Genomic DNA, 14,181 nt, shown 5'->3' on the forward strand with positions numbered 1-14,181 from the left:
TTACGCGCTCACGCGTCGCGCCGCGGCCTGAGTGATCCGGTCGAACATGACTCCGAGGAGGACGATGGCGAACCCTGCCGCCAGGCCCTTCCCGTACAGCTGCCCCTGGGAGAATCCGGCCACGACGTCGTAGCCGAGGGCGCCCGCTCCTACCAGGCCGCCCACAACAACCATCGACAGCACGTAGATCAGGCCCTGGTTGGTCGCGAGCGTCAGGGCACTGCGTGACATCGGCAGTTGAACCTTGGTGATGATCTGCCAGGTGTTGCACCCGGCGGAGGTGGCCGCCTCCACGGTGGCCTCCGGCACGGCCCGCACCCCATCCGCGATGATCTTGATGGCGACGGGTGCCGCGTAGACGATCGCGGCGACGATGGCCGTGAAGCGGGTCGCCCCGAACAGCGCGAGGAACGGCACGAGGTAGACGAACGGCGGCATGACCTGCGCCGCGTCGAGGGTCGGCCGCAGCACCCGGTCCACGAGGGGGCTGCGCCCCATCCACACCCCGAAGGCCATGCCGAGCACCATGACCAGCACGGTCGCCACGAGGGTGGAGGCCAGCGTCGTCATCGCGTCCGACCACAGGCCCGTCCCGACCAGCAGACCCACGCAGACGGCGGCTACGGCACCGGCCCGCCATCCGCCGAGCACCACGCCGAGCGCGATCAGCACCGCGGCGACGAGCCACCACGGCGAGTCGGTGAGCAGCGACTGGAACGGGTTGAGCAGACCGTTGGTGATGGCGTCCCGGAAGGCGTTGGTGAGCCCGGAGAGGCTGTCCTGCACCCAGGTCGTCGTGGTGTCGGCCGCCTTGACGATGGAGCTGCCGGCCCCGCCCTCGCCGGGGAACTCCGCCGCCCACACATAGGTGTGCGACATGTACACGAGGACGGCCGCGACCGCACCGCCCGCGGCCAGCAGCGGCCGCCGCCAGGTCGCGAACCGGCCGCTCGCGTGCCGGGTCGTCTCCTGACGCGCGCTCGCCGCGGTGGTCACCCGGTCAAGGACGATCGCCATGACGACGATGGCGAGGCCCGCGTTGAAGGCCGTGCCCACGTCGAGCGACTCCAGGGCCTGCATGACGGTCTTGCCGAGACCGGGCGCGTCGATCAGGGCGGCGATCGTCACCATGGCCAGGGCGGCCATGATCGACTGGTTGACGCCCATCACCACGGTCCGCTTGGACATCGGCAGCAGCACCTTCAGCAGTGCCTGCCGCCGGGTCGCGCCGAGCGAGTCGGCCGCCTCGACGGTGGTCTCGGGGACGGACCGGATGGCGTGCGCGGTGATCCGGATGGCGGGCGGCGAAGCGTAGACGACGGTGGCGATGGTGGCCGAGGCGCCGCCGATGAGGAAGAACAGCGTCAGCGGGGCCAGGTAGACGAAGGTCGGCATCGTCTGCATGAAGTCCAGGAAGGGTGTCACGATCCGGTTGAACCGGTCGGAGAGCCCCGCCCACACGCCCAGCGGGATCGCGAACAGCAGCGCCACGAGGACCGCGGAGACGGTGAGGGCGAGGGTGTCCATGCTCTCCTGCCACAGCCCCTGGAGCCCGAAGAAGGTGAAGCCGGCCACGGCCAGCAGCGCCACCCGCCAGTTGCCCACGGCCCAGGAGACGTAGCCGACGATGCCGACGACGCCGAGCCAGCCGATCTGCGGGAGCGGACGGCCGGCGGAGGGCTGGGAGATCAGCTCCTGGACGAAGGTCACCAGGGTGTCGATGACCAGCCGGATCTCATTGAAGAAGTAGAGGAAGAGCGGGTTGGAGTTGCGGTTGGCGCCGATGGAGTCGTAGAGGTCGTTGATCCAGCGGTGCAGATCCGTGAGGTCCGCCGCGGCGAGGGTGAGGGTCTGCCTGCCGCGCAGCAGGGCGAAGAGCACCAGCCAGACGACGACGATCGCCGCGACGACGGTGCCGCGTCCGACCTTCCGTGTGCGGGCGCCGGAGGCGGCGGCCGGGGGGACGGCATCGGTCTTCAGCGGGGGTTCGGGTTTCTGCGGTTGTTCCGGCTTCTCCACGGCGACGGTCATCACATGCCGCCTTCCTGCCCGGCGACCACCGCGAGGATCTCCTCGTCGCCGACGATGCCGAGCAGTTCGCCGTTCTCGACGACCTTGACCGGCTTGTCGGCCGCCAGCACCGCGCGGGTCGCCTCGCGGACCACGACGTCCGGGCCCAGCTCGGGGCCGTCCAGGGCGTCGCCGTCGGCGACCGGCCGCATGATCCACCGCAGGGTGAGCACATCGCCGCGCGGGACGTCCTTGACGAACTCGCGGACGTAGTCGTCGGCGGGGGCGCCGACCAGTTCGTCGCCGGTGCCGCACTGGACCATCTTGCCGTCCCGCATGATGAGGATGCGGTCGCCGAGTTTGAGCGCCTCGGAGAGGTCGTGGGTGATGAAGACCATCGTCTTGCCGACCTCGTGGTGCAGCCGGATGACCTCGTTCTGCATGTCGCGGCGGATCAGCGGGTCGAGCGCCGAGAACGGCTCGTCGAAGAAGAGGACGTCCGGGTCGCCGGCGAGCGCCCGGGCGAGCCCGACACGCTGCTGCATACCGCCGGAGAGCTGGTCGGGGTAGGAGTTCTCGTAGCCGGACAGGCCGACGAGTTCGACGACCTCCAGGGCCCGCCTGGTCCGCTCCGCCTTGCTCATGCCGCGGATCTCCAGGCCGAACGCCACGTTGTCGACGACCCGGCGGTGCGGCAGCAGCCCGAAGTGCTGGAAGACCATGGAGAACTTGCTCCGCCTGAGGTCCCGCAGACGCCTGGCGTCCGCCTCGCGGATGTCCTCGCCCTCGAAGACGAGCTCCCCGGAGGTGGGTTCGATCAGGCGGGTGAGACATCGCACCAGGGTGGACTTGCCGGAGCCGGACAGGCCCATCACGACGAAGACCTCGCCCTTGCGGACGTCGAAGTTCACGTCGCGCACGGCCGCGGTGCATCCCGTGCGGTCCATGAGCTCACGGCGGGTGAGGCCGCACAGCTCCTCCGACTCCGGCACCCGGTCGGCCTTCGGCCCGAACACCTTCCACAGCCGGCGCACGGATATGACCGGCGTACCGTCCGAGTCCTGAGGTGTGCCGCGCCGCTGCGGCACCTCGGTCTGCGTTGGGGTCACGATCGACCTCTTTTCGGCGTTCAGCCGCGGAACCAGTGCTGCGGCCGGGGTTGGATGTTCTGCCAGATGTGCTTGGGCTCTCGGTACTCGTTCAGGCCGGTCGGTCCCAGCTCCCGGCCCACGCCCGAATGCCCGAAGCCACCCCATTCCGCTTGCGGCACATAGGGGTGGTAGTCGTTGATCCACACCGTGCCGTGGCGCAGCCTGCGGGCGACCCGCTGGGCCTTGCCCGCGTCCTGCGTCCAGACGGCTCCGGCGAGTCCGTACTCGGTGTCGTTGGCGATGCGTACGGCGTCGTCCTCGTCGGTGAAGCGCTCCACCGTGAGCACGGGCCCGAAGGACTCCTCGTGCACCACGCGCATGTCCTGGTGGCACTCGTCGAGCACGGTCGGCGGGTAGAACCAGCCGTTCGCGAGCGCCGGGTCGGTGGGGCGTTCGCCGCCGCAGCGCAGGACGGCGCCCTCGGCGAGGCCCGCAGCGACGTACGCCTCGACCTTCTCCCGGTGCTGGGCGGAGATCAGCGCGCCGGTCTCGGCCTCGTCGTCGAAGGGCCCGCCGAGCCGGATGAGTCGAGCCCGGCGGACGATCTCGTCGACGAGGCGGTCGTGCAGGGAGTCCTCGACGATCAGCCGGGCTCCGGCCGAGCAGACCTGGCCCGAGTGCAGGAAGACGGCGGTGAGCGCGAAGTCCACGGCCGTCTCGAAGTCGGCGTCGGCGAAGATCACATTGGGGTTCTTGCCGCCGAGTTCGAGGGCCACCTTCTTCACGGTCGCGGCGGCGGTGGCCATGATCCGTCTGCCGGTGTCCAGGCCGCCGGTGAAGGAGACCATGTCGACCCTCGGGTCCTCGGAGAGCGGGGCGCCCACCTCGGGGCCGGTGCCGAGGACGAGGTTGGCGGCCCCGGCCGGGAGCCCGGCCTCCGCCAGCGCCCGCATCAGCAGGATCGAGGTGGAGGGGGTCAGCTCGCTGGGCTTCAGGACGACGGTGTTGCCGGCGAGGAGAGCCGGGGCGACCTTCCAACTGGCTTGCAGGAGCGGGTAGTTCCAGGGGGTGATGAGTCCGCAGACGCCGATCGGCTCGTACACCACACGGCTGACGGCGTCGTCGCGTCCGGTGTCGATCACCCGGCCGGCGTCGGTGCCGCCGAGACCGCCGTAGTAGCGGAAGCAGGAGACCACGTCGGCGATGTCGTACTCGCTCTCCACCAGCCGCTTTCCGGTGTCCAGCGACTCGGCGCGGGCGAACTCCTTCGCGTCGCGTTCGATGATGTCGGCCGTGCGCAGCAGCAGTGCGCCGCGCTCCCGCTCGGGGGTGTGCGGCCACGGTCCCTCGTCGAAGGCGGCACGGGCCGCCGCGATCGCCGCCTCGGTGTCGGATCGGGTGCCTTCCGAGACGGTCGCGGCGAGCGAGCCGTCAGCGGGGCAGCGGACCTCCCGTCGCCCTCCGGCCACCGGATCCCGCCACGTCCCCGCCACATACAGGTCTGCCACTCGCCAAGCCCTTCAGCTGAAATGCGTTGCGCATCATGCATCCAATTGCTTGTGGTGGAACACCCTGTCGGGCGCCAAGACCTACGTCAAGAGGTTGGTGGATGACGATTCAGCCATGCGGACACTTGCGCGTCCACCCTTGACCGGGAGCGGTGTCAAGCCGACCATGTTGCGTATCGCTCACCTTGTTGTGCAATACGCACCGACGGAGGCTGTCATGTCCCCTCGACCGCACCCTGGCCGTGAGTACGTCCTCACCCTCTCGTGTCCCGACAGCGCGGGGCTGGTCCACGCGGTGAGCGGCTTCCTCGTGAGGAACTCCGGGAACATCCTGGAGAGCCAGCAGTTCGACGACCGACTCCAGGGCCGCTTCTTCATGAGGGTCCACTTCGATGTCTCCGACCCGGACGCGGAGCTGAAAACGTTGCGTTACCGGTTCGGTCCCGTTGCCGAGGCGTATCGCATCTCCTGGGCCCTCAGCGAGGCGTCCACCCCGACCCGGACGCTCATCATGGTGTCCCGGTTCGGCCACTGCCTGAACGACCTTCTCTTCCGCAGCCGATCCGGCGCCCTCAACATCGAGATCCCGGCGATCGTCTCCAACCACCGTGACTTCGAGGGGCTCGCGGAGACCTACGGCATCCCCTTCCACCACGTCCCGGTCACCCGGGACACCAAGGCCGAGGCGGAGGCGCGGCTGCTGGAGCTGGTGCGCGACCTCGACGTCGACCTGGTGGTGCTGGCCCGCTACATGCAGATCCTCTCCGACGACCTGTGCAAGCAGTTGGAGGGCCGTGCGATCAACATCCACCACTCCTTCCTGCCCAGCTTCAAGGGCGCCCGCCCCTACGACCAGGCCTACGACCGCGGGGTCAAGCTGGTCGGCGCGACGGCCCACTATGTGACCCCCGACCTGGACGAGGGCCAGATCATCGAGCAGGACGTGGTCCGCGTCGACCACTCCCTCGACCCCAAGGACCTCGTCACCGTCGGCCGTGACGTGGAGGCGCAGGTCCTCGCGCACGCGGTGAAGTGGCACAGCGAGAGCCGGGTGATGGTGGACGGCAACCGCACGGTGGTCTTCCGCTGAGAGCGGCCACGACGGCGGGCGGGGCTGGATCTCCAGCCCCGCCCCTCTTTGTATACGGCCTATGCGGCCCGCCGGGGTTGCCGCGTATACGGCCCGGCAAGGGTGCCCGTGGTCAGCTGCCCGCCGTGGTGTCCGTCAGCCGTCGAGGCGGTCCAGCAGGGCGCGGCGCCAGGTCTCCGTCTCGGCGATCTGGTTGAACGTGAACAGGTGCAGCCCCGCCACCCCCGCCGAGGACGCGGTGAGCGCGCCCTCGGACCGGGTCAGCAGGGCCTCGGGCGAGTAGCCGCCGGGCGCGGCGAACCGCAGGAACCACAGGGGGTGCTTCGCGAGGAACCGCGTCGACTCCCCCACCCCGATCTTCGTCGCCATGGCCAGCAGCTTCGCCCGCTGCACGGGGCCGGCGACGCCCACGTACACGGGCAGCGCGACTCCCCTGCCCCGCACCCGGGCGATCCACTGCCCGAGCACCCGCGGGTCGAAGCAGAGGTTGCTCACGAGGTACGTGGCGTGCTCGCGCTTGTCCCACATGGCCTGGACGGTGATGTCGTCATGGATCAGCGGATGACTCTCGGGATAGCCGGTGACGCCGACCTCGGCGAAGGGCCGCCCCAGCTCGCTCAGGCGGCGCAGTACCGGCAGCGCCCCGTCGTACGTCCCGGCCGGCGGATCGGCGTCGCCGGCCGGCACGAAGACGTCGTCGACGCCCGACTCGCGGAGCCGGTCGACGGTCTCCTTCAGGTGCGCGTCGTCCCGCAGCAGCCGCGCGGGCACGTGCGGGACGACGCGGTAGCCGTGGGCGGCGAGCCGCGCGGTGAGGTCGAGGGTCGGCTCCAGGCCCTTGACGGGGGACGCCGTCACGGTGACGACGACGTCGCGCGGCACATGGGCGAGGACCTTCTCCTCGGTCGCCCCGGCGGGCAGCACCTCGTAGCGGACGCGGCGCAGCAGCGCACTGAGTCCTGGGGCGGTCAACCTCTACCCCGCCGACTTCTGGGCGTCACGGTGGCGGTAGAAGGCGGCCTTGGACGCGGGCAGCGGCTCCTTGCCGAGGATGAGGTCGGCGGCCTTCTCCGCGATCATCATCACGGGCGCGTAGATGTTGCCGTTGGTGACGTACGGCATGACGGAGGCGTCCACGACGCGCAGGCCCTCGACGCCGTGCACTCGCATGCTGGTGGGGTCGACGACGGACATCTCGTCGGTGCCCATCTTGCAGGTGCAGGAGGGGTGCAGGGCGGTCTCGCCGTCCTTGGCGACCCAGGCGAGGATCTCCTCGTCGGTCTCCACGGACGGTCCGGGTGAGATCTCCCCGTCGTTGTAGGGGGCGAGCGCGGGCTGGTTGAGGAGGTTGCGGGCCACGCGGATCGCCTCGACCCATTCGCGGCGGTCCTGCTCGGTGGAGAGGTAGTTGAAGCGCAGCGCGGGGTGTTCGCGGGGGTCCTTGCTCTTGATCTTCACGGAGCCGATGGCGTCGGAGTACATGGGTCCGACGTGCACCTGGTAGCCGTGGCCGCCGGCCGGTACGGAGCCGTCGTAGCGGACCGCGATCGGCAGGAAGTGGAACATGAGGTTGGGGTAGTCGACGTCGTCGTTGCTGCGGCAGAAGCCGCCGGCCTCGAAGTGGTTGGTGGCGGCGGGCCCCTTGCGGAACAGCCACTGGAGCCCGATGAAGGGGGCGCGCCACTTCGCCAGGTACGGCTGCATGGAGACGGGCTGTTTGCAGGCGTACTGGATGTAGACCTCCAGGTGGTCCTGCATGTTCTCGCCGACGCCGGGGAGGTCGTGGACGACGTCGATGCCGAGGGCGCTCAGTTCCTCGGCGTTGCCGACGCCGGAGAGCTGGAGCAGCTGCGGGGAGTTGATGGCGCCGCCGCACAGGATGACTTCCTTGGCGCGGACCTGCTTCGGGGCGCCCTTGCCGCGCTGGTACTCGACGCCGACGGCCTTCTTGCCCTCGAAGAGGACGCGGGTGACGAGGGCGCGGGTGGTGACCGTGAGGTTGGGACGCTTCCTGGCGGGCTTGAGGTACGCCTTGGAGGCGGAGAGCCGGCGGCCGCGGTGGACGTTGCGGTCGAACTTGGCGAAGCCCTCCTGCCGGAAGCCGTTGACGTCGTCCGTGGGGGCGTGGCCCGCCTCCTCGGTGGCCTTGAGGAAGGCGGTGAACAGCGGGTTGGTGGCGGGGCCGCGTTCAAGGACGAGGGGGCCGTCGTGGCCGCGGAACTCGTCGTCCGGGTCGGCGGCGAGACAGTTCTCCATACGCCGGAAGTACGGCAGGCAGTGGGCGTAGTCCCAGCTCTCCATGCCCGGGTCGGCCGCCCAGCGCTCGTAGTCCAGGGGGTTGCCGCGCTGGAAGATCATGCCGTTGATGCTGCTGGAGCCGCCGAGGACCTTGCCGCGCGCGTGGTAGACGCGTCGGCCGCCCATGTGGGGCTCGGGTTCGGACTCGTACTTCCAGTCGTAGAACCGGCTGCCGATCGGATAGGTCAGCGCCGCGGGCATGTGGATGAAGACGTCCCACGGGTAGTCGGACCGGCCGGCCTCCAGGACCAGCACACGGTTGGCCGGGTCCGCGGAGAGTCTGTTCGCCAGTGCGCTGCCGGCCGAACCGCCGCCGACGATGACGAAGTCGTAGTGCAGGGGAGCCATGGTGCCTCGTCTCGCTCGCGCCATCGGTACGCGAGGCATGCTAGACCGGTATCGCGATACGCACCAGGTTGCGGCCAACGCAACTTGTCCGGGCGAGTTTCGCGCCTGTTACTTGCAATCGTGTTGTTTACTGCGCGTATAGTTTCGTTGTGAGCAACCACAGGCAAGACACCGAAACCTCGAATTCACAGTCCGGTGGAGTGCAGTCGGTCGACCGCGCCATCAGCGTCCTGGAGATCCTGGCCCAGCGTGGGGAGGCGGGCGTCAGTGAGGTGGCCGCCGAGATCGATGTTCACAAGTCCACCGCGTTCCGTCTGCTCGGCGCCCTGGAGGCTCGCGGTCTGGTGGAGCAGTCGGGCGAGCGCGGCAAGTACCGGCTCGGCTTCGGCATCGTACGCCTGGCCGGCGCGGTCACGGCCCGTATCGACATCACCCAGCAGGGCCGCCCGGTCTGCGAGCGGCTCGCGGAGGAGATCGGCGAGACCGTCAACATCGCGGTGCTCCAGGAGCACTACGCGATCAACCTCTACCAGGTGCGCGGCCCCGGGGCGGTGACCGCGCACAACTGGGTCGGCCAGCTGACCCCGTTGCACGCCACGTCGAGCGGCAAGGTGCTGCTGGCGTACCTGCCCACCCAGGAGCGCGCCGCGCTGCTGGCCGAGGCGGGCCTGAAGAAGGTCACGCCGCACACCATCACCTCGAGGACCAGGCTGGAGAAGCATCTGGCGGAGGTGCGGGAGGCCGGCTACGCCTGGACCCAGGAGGAGCTGGAGATCGGCCTGCACGCCATGGCCGCCCCGGTCCTGGACCGGGAGGGACAGGTCATCGCGGCGGTCACCGCCTCGGGACCCTCGTACCGGTTCACCGAGGAGCGGATGCGGGAGCTGGCCCCGGTGCTGATCAAGGGCGCCGAGGAGATCAGCCACCGGATGGGTTACCTGGGCTGATCCCCGGACGCTACGCCCGGCCGCCCAGCCGTTCGGTGACCCAGTCGTGGAAGGCGCCGATGTGGTGCTCGCTGGGCACCAGGACGCCGCCCTTGGCGTACATCCGGGAGCTCATGCCCGGCTGTGTGCGTTCGCACGCCTCGAAGTCCTGCCGGTTGACCCGGTCGAAGAGTTCCACGGACCGGCTGACGTCCTTGCCGCTCTCCACGACGTGCGGGAGGTAGAGCCAGTCGCACTCGACGATCGTGCGATCGACGGCCACCGGGTACATCCGGTGGAAGATCACATGGTCGGGGACGAGGTTGATGAAGACCTGCGGCTTGACGGTGATCGCGTAGTAGCGGCGGTCCTGGTCGTCCGAGACGCCGGGGATGCGGTCCAGTCCCTCGGAGCCGTCGACGGTGAAGCCCTGCACCTCCTCGCCGAACTCCGCGCCGTGGCCGACGTAGTACTGGGCCGCGTAGCCGTCCGCGAACTCGGGGAGCACCTCGGTGAGTTCCGGGTGGATCGTGGCGCAGTGGTAGCACTCCATGAAGTTCTCGATGATGAGCTTCCAGTTGGCCTTGACGTCGTAGACGATCCGCTTGCCGACGGAGAGGTTGTCGACGTCGTAGCGCTCGATGGACTCGACGTCGCCGAGCCGCTCGACGACCGCGCCGATCACGTCCTCCTCGAAGGAGGGCGGGTTCTCCGCCAGGCACACCCAGATGTAGCCGAGCCATTCGCGCACGGCCACGCCGACCAGGCCGTACTCGGTGCGGCCGACGTCGGGCATCTTGGTGAGGTTGGGCGCCGCGACGAGCTTGCCGTTCAGGTCGTACGTCCAGGCGTGGTACGGGCATTGGAAGGCCCGCTTGACCTCGCCGGTCTCCTCCGTGCAGAGCTTGGCGCCACGGTGCCGGCAGACATTGAAGTAGGCGCGGATCGAGTTGTCCCGGGCGCGGGTGACGAGGATGCTCTCGCGGCCCACGTCGACGGTGCGGAACGCACCGGGCTTCGCCAGTTCGGAGGCGCGCGCGACGCAGAACCACATGGTCTCGAATATGCGCTCCTGCTCCTGGGCGAAGATCTGCGGATCCGTGTAGGAGGAGCCGGGGAGGGTGGCGATCAGGCTGTCGGGCAGGCTGGTCGAGGTCACGGTGCACTCCTCGGGAAACGTCGTGGATCGGACTGTCACGCGCCGGGAAGAGCGACTCCGGACGGCGTTGTGTGTGGAGCAACGCTGCGCGCCATGAGGAACCGCAGCTTGGGGTGGTGCGACTGCGGTGTCAAGGCGTGGCGGCGAGCTGCTTGCGCCAGCGGGTGAACAGCCGGGGCTGGTTCATCCCGAGCACGGCGACCGGGTGTCCGGCGCGCCGGTAGACGGCGAGGACGTCGCGGTCGTCGGCGGCGCCCTGCTCGATGGTCACGCTGTCGGCGCCGGCCGCGTGACCGGCGAACTGGATCTTCACGCCGTACTGGTCGGACCAGAAGTACGGCGGCCGGGGCACGCCCGGTTCCACGGCGCCGCCCGCCAGCAGGGTGGCGACGGCGGCGGCGGGCCGTTCCTGGGCGCCGGTCCAGTGTTCGACGCGGCGGTGGTGTCCGGCGCGCGGGTCGTACCAGGAGGCGCAGTCCCCTACGGCGACGACGCCGGCGAGGCTGGTGCGGCCGTCGGCGCCGCACTGCACGCCGTTGTCGAGCGCGATGCCGGACCCTTCCAGCCACTCGACGCACGGGCGGGCGCCCACGCCGACGACGACGATGTCGGCGGGGATCGTACGGCCGTCCTCCAGGAGGACCGCGTCGACCCTGGCCTCGCCGCTGAGCCCCTTGACGCCGACCCCGCACAACAGCCGTACGCCGTGGTCGGTGTGGAGGGCGGAGACGATACGGCCCATCTCCTCGCCGAGGGGCCCGGCGAGCGGGGTGGGCGCCGCCTCGACGACCGTCACGTCCAGGCCGAGCGCGAAGGCGGTGGAGGCGACCTCGGCGCCGATGAAGCCGCCGCCGATCACGACCAGCCGTCCGCCGCCTGCCAGTTCGTCCCGCAGGGCGCGGGCGTCGTCCAGGGTGCGCAGGACGTGCACCCCGGCGAGGCCCTCGGAGCCGGGCAGCTGCCGGGCGGCGGCGCCGGTGGCGATGACGATGCCATCGGCCCGCACCGACCCGCCGTCGGCGAGCCGGACGGTCCGCTCACGGGCGTCGAGTCCCACGGCCCGGGTGCCGAGCAGCCACTCGGCCCGCAGGTCCTCGCCGTCCGTCTCCAGCGCGAGGTCGCTCTCGCCGAGCACCCCGGAGAGGAACTCCTTGGAGAGCGGGGGCCGGTCGTACGGGCGGTGGAGTTCGTCACCGATGACGACGAGCCGCCCGTCGTAGCCCTGCTTCCGCAGCGAGCGCGCCGCCGAGAGGCCGGCGAGCGAGGCGCCCACGACGGCCACCGTCCTCACGCGGGACCACCGGCGAGCCGGGCGGCCACGCAGGGCGGCAGGTTGGGGGCGTCCGTGGACACCTTCACGTAGATCATGCCGTCCTCGACGACGACCTCGTGCGTCCGCACCGGCAGCTTGGCCGGCGGAGCGTCGACCGCTCCGGTCCGCAGGTCGAACTTCGAGGCGTGCAGCGGGCATTCCACCTCGCAGCCCTCCAGCCAGCCGTCGGCGAGCGAGGCGTCCTGGTGGGTGCAGGTGTCGTCGATGGCGAAGACCTCGCCGTCGTCGGTGTGGAACACCGAGACCGGCGGGTCGATGTCGAGCCGGATGGCCTCGCCTCGCGGGAGATCCGAGAGACGGCACGCGGGAATCATCATGACACCTCGGTGCGTATAGCGAAACGGATTGCGGTAAGCGCAACATCAGTCTGGGGTCGCCCTGAACCCTTGTCAAGGCGTCGAAAGGCCCGCTTCGGACGGGTCGCCGGGCCGTCCTCAAGACAGCTCGAAACGCCCGTACCACCTGCGGAAACAGGCGGTACGGGCGCCGCGCGGGGAGCCTCGGTGGACCTGGTCAGAAACCGCGGTCGAGCCATTCCTGGAGGTGCGGGGCCTCCGTGGCGATCGTGGTCGTCCCCCCGTGACCGGTGTGGACGACGGTGTCGCCCGGCAGGGTCAGCAGCCGGTCGCGGATGGAGTCGACGATGGTGGGGAAGTCGCTGTACGACCTGCCCGTTGCGCCCGGTCCGCCCGCGAACAGGGTGTCGCCGCTGAAGAGGGCCGCCAGGTCCGGGGCGTACAGGCAGACCGCGCCGGGGGCGTGGCCGGGCGTGTGCAGCACGGTCAGCTCGATGCCCGCCACCGTCAGCACCTGCCCGTCGGCGAGTTCACCGTCGGGCGCGCGCTCGGGGTGGGTCTGCTTCCACAGGGGCAGGTCGTCCGGGTGGAGCCAGATCGGGGCGCCGGTGCGCTCGGCGAGGGCGGGCGCGGCGTCGATGTGGTCGTTGTGGGCGTGGGTGCAGACGATGGCCGTCAGCCTGCGGTCGCCGACGGCCTCGGCGATGGCGTCGGCGTCGTGGGCGGCGTCGATGACGACGACCTCGTGGTCGTCGCCGACGATCCACACGTTGTTGTCGACGTCCCAGGTACCGCCGTCCAGACTGAACGTGCCGGACGTGACGAGGTGCTCGACGCGGGCGCCGGCCGTCACAGGACCACCACCGAGCGCAGCACGTCACCGTGGTGCATCCGCTCGAAGGCCTTCTCGACGTCGTCCAGGGCGATGGTCTCGGTGACGAAGGCGTCGAGGTCCAGCCGGCCCTGGAGATAGAGGTCGATGAGCATCGGGAAGTCACGGGACGGCAGGCAGTCGCCGTACCAGGACGACTTCAGCGAACCGCCGCGGCCGAAGACGTCGAGCAGGGGCAGCTCCAGCTTCATCTCCGGGGTCGGCACGCCGACGAGGACGACCGTGCCCGCGAGGTCGCGGGCGTAGAAGGCCTGCTGGTACGTCTCGGGGCGGCCCACCGCCTCGATGACGACATCGGCGCCGAAGCCGCCGGTCAGCTCACGGATCGCCTCGACGGCGTCGGTGTCGCGGGAGTTGACGGTGTGGGTCGCGCCCAGCTTCTCGGCGGTCCGGAGCTTGCGGTCGTCGATGTCCACCGCGATGATCTTCGCCGCGCCCGCCAGGTTCGACCCGACGACCGCTGCGGCGCCGACCCCGCCGCAGCCGATGACGGCGACGCTGTCACCGCGTCCGACGTTGCCGGTGTTGATGGCCGCGCCGATACCGGCCATCACGCCGCAGCCGAGCAGACCGGCGGCCGCGGCGGACGCGGAGCGGTCGACCTTGGTGCACTGCCCCGCCGCCACCAGCGTCTTCTCCGCGAAGGCGCCGATGCCCAGCGCCGGGGACAGCTCCGTGCCGTCGGTCAGCGTCATCTTCTGCTTGGCGTTGTGGGTGGCGAAGCAGTACCACGGCCGGCCGCGCCGACAGGCCCGGCACTGCCCGCACACGGCACGCCAGTTCAGGATCACGAAGTCACCGGGGGCCACGTCGGTGACCCCCTCCCCCACCGACTCCACGACACCGGCCGCCTCATGGCCCAGCAGGAAGGGGAAGTCGTCGTTGATGCCGCCCTCGCGATAGTGGAGATCGGTGTGGCAGACCCCGCACGCCTCGATCTTCACCAGCGCCTCACCCGGTCCGGGGTCGGGCACGATGATCGTTTCCAGGCTGACGGGGGCGCCCTTCCCCCGCGCGACGACAGCACGGACCTGGTGAGCCATGGCCACTCCTCGGCTGGTACGAGACCTCAGACTGATGTTGCTTATGGCGGTACACAACGCATGTTCCGCAACACAGCATCGGGGAGGGCGGACCCGGGGTCAAGGATTCGACCCGCGGTTTCCGACAGGCCTCGCGGGGGACCCACCGACCGTTACCGAGCGGCCCCTCCCGCACTGGCCCCAGCGG

12 protein-coding genes are annotated in these 14,181 nt (G+C 70.1%); 2 read left to right on the forward strand and 10 right to left on the reverse strand.

Going from position 1 to position 14,181, the window contains the following annotated elements; genetic code table 11:
- Genes M8J73_RS19590 through M8J73_RS19600 form a run of 3 tightly spaced genes read right to left on the reverse strand, consistent with a single transcriptional unit; the run spans position 1 to position 4,609 of the window.
- Entirely contained in the window at positions 1–2,031 is a 2,031-nt protein-coding gene (locus tag M8J73_RS19590) for an ABC transporter permease (protein ID WP_055539428.1), read from the reverse strand.
- Positions 2,031–3,119, reverse strand: a complete 1,089-nt coding sequence (locus tag M8J73_RS19595; protein WP_055516164.1) for a quaternary amine ABC transporter ATP-binding protein — start codon at positions 3,117–3,119, stop codon at positions 2,031–2,033. Before M8J73_RS19595 ends, M8J73_RS19590 begins: the two co-directional genes overlap by 1 nt.
- Before the next feature lie 20 nt (positions 3,120–3,139).
- Entirely contained in the window at positions 3,140–4,609 is a 1,470-nt protein-coding gene (locus M8J73_RS19600) for an aldehyde dehydrogenase family protein (RefSeq protein ID WP_055539429.1), read from the reverse strand.
- Between the two features lie 217 nt (positions 4,610–4,826).
- Here M8J73_RS19600 and purU point away from each other — a divergent pair, with 217 nt between their 5' ends.
- On the forward strand, positions 4,827–5,699 hold the full coding sequence (gene purU / locus M8J73_RS19605) for a formyltetrahydrofolate deformylase (RefSeq protein WP_055539430.1): 873 nt from the start codon (positions 4,827–4,829) through the stop codon (positions 5,697–5,699).
- Positions 5,700–5,834: 135 nt separating this feature from the next.
- Here the strand turns inward: purU and M8J73_RS19610 are convergent, their stop codons facing one another.
- Positions 5,835–6,671, reverse strand: a complete 837-nt coding sequence (locus tag M8J73_RS19610) for a methylenetetrahydrofolate reductase (protein ID WP_055539431.1) — start codon at positions 6,669–6,671, stop codon at positions 5,835–5,837.
- Between the two features lie 3 nt (positions 6,672–6,674).
- On the reverse strand, positions 6,675–8,345 hold the full coding sequence (gene betA / locus M8J73_RS19615) for a choline dehydrogenase (RefSeq protein WP_055539432.1): 1,671 nt from the start codon (positions 8,343–8,345) through the stop codon (positions 6,675–6,677).
- A gap of 200 nt (positions 8,346–8,545) precedes the next feature.
- Here betA and M8J73_RS19620 point away from each other — a divergent pair, with 200 nt between their 5' ends.
- Entirely contained in the window at positions 8,546–9,292 is a 747-nt protein-coding gene (locus tag M8J73_RS19620) for an IclR family transcriptional regulator (RefSeq protein WP_055539433.1), read from the forward strand.
- 10 nt (positions 9,293–9,302) lie between these two features.
- On the opposite strand, the gene M8J73_RS19625 is transcribed toward M8J73_RS19620, so the two are convergent.
- The 5 genes from M8J73_RS19625 to M8J73_RS19645 all read right to left on the reverse strand — a co-directional run bounded on the left by M8J73_RS19625 (position 9,303) and on the right by M8J73_RS19645 (position 13,994).
- Positions 9,303–10,430, reverse strand: coding sequence for an aromatic ring-hydroxylating oxygenase subunit alpha (locus M8J73_RS19625; protein WP_055539434.1), 1,128 nt, complete (start codon positions 10,428–10,430; stop codon positions 9,303–9,305).
- Positions 10,431–10,560: 130 nt separating this feature from the next.
- The gene (locus M8J73_RS19630; RefSeq protein WP_055539435.1) at positions 10,561–11,721 is read right to left on the reverse strand and encodes an NAD(P)/FAD-dependent oxidoreductase; all 1,161 of its coding nucleotides are present in this window, start codon (positions 11,719–11,721) and stop codon (positions 10,561–10,563) included.
- Positions 11,718–12,080 (reverse strand): bifunctional 3-phenylpropionate/cinnamic acid dioxygenase ferredoxin subunit, encoded by a 363-nt coding sequence (locus tag M8J73_RS19635; RefSeq protein WP_055539436.1) that lies wholly within the window; start codon positions 12,078–12,080, stop codon positions 11,718–11,720. The genes M8J73_RS19630 and M8J73_RS19635 overlap by 4 nt, the downstream gene beginning before the upstream one ends.
- A 196-nt stretch (positions 12,081–12,276) precedes the next feature.
- Complete coding sequence (locus M8J73_RS19640; RefSeq protein ID WP_055539437.1) at positions 12,277–12,912, reverse strand: MBL fold metallo-hydrolase; 636 nt, start codon at positions 12,910–12,912, stop codon at positions 12,277–12,279.
- Entirely contained in the window at positions 12,909–13,994 is a 1,086-nt protein-coding gene (locus M8J73_RS19645) for an S-(hydroxymethyl)mycothiol dehydrogenase (protein WP_249828868.1), read from the reverse strand. Before M8J73_RS19645 ends, M8J73_RS19640 begins: the two co-directional genes overlap by 4 nt.
- Positions 13,995–14,181: the final 187 nt, after the last annotated feature.

Source organism: Streptomyces neyagawaensis (assembly GCF_023516595.1).
GTDB classification, from domain to species: Bacteria; Actinomycetota; Actinomycetes; order Streptomycetales; family Streptomycetaceae; genus Streptomyces; species Streptomyces neyagawaensis.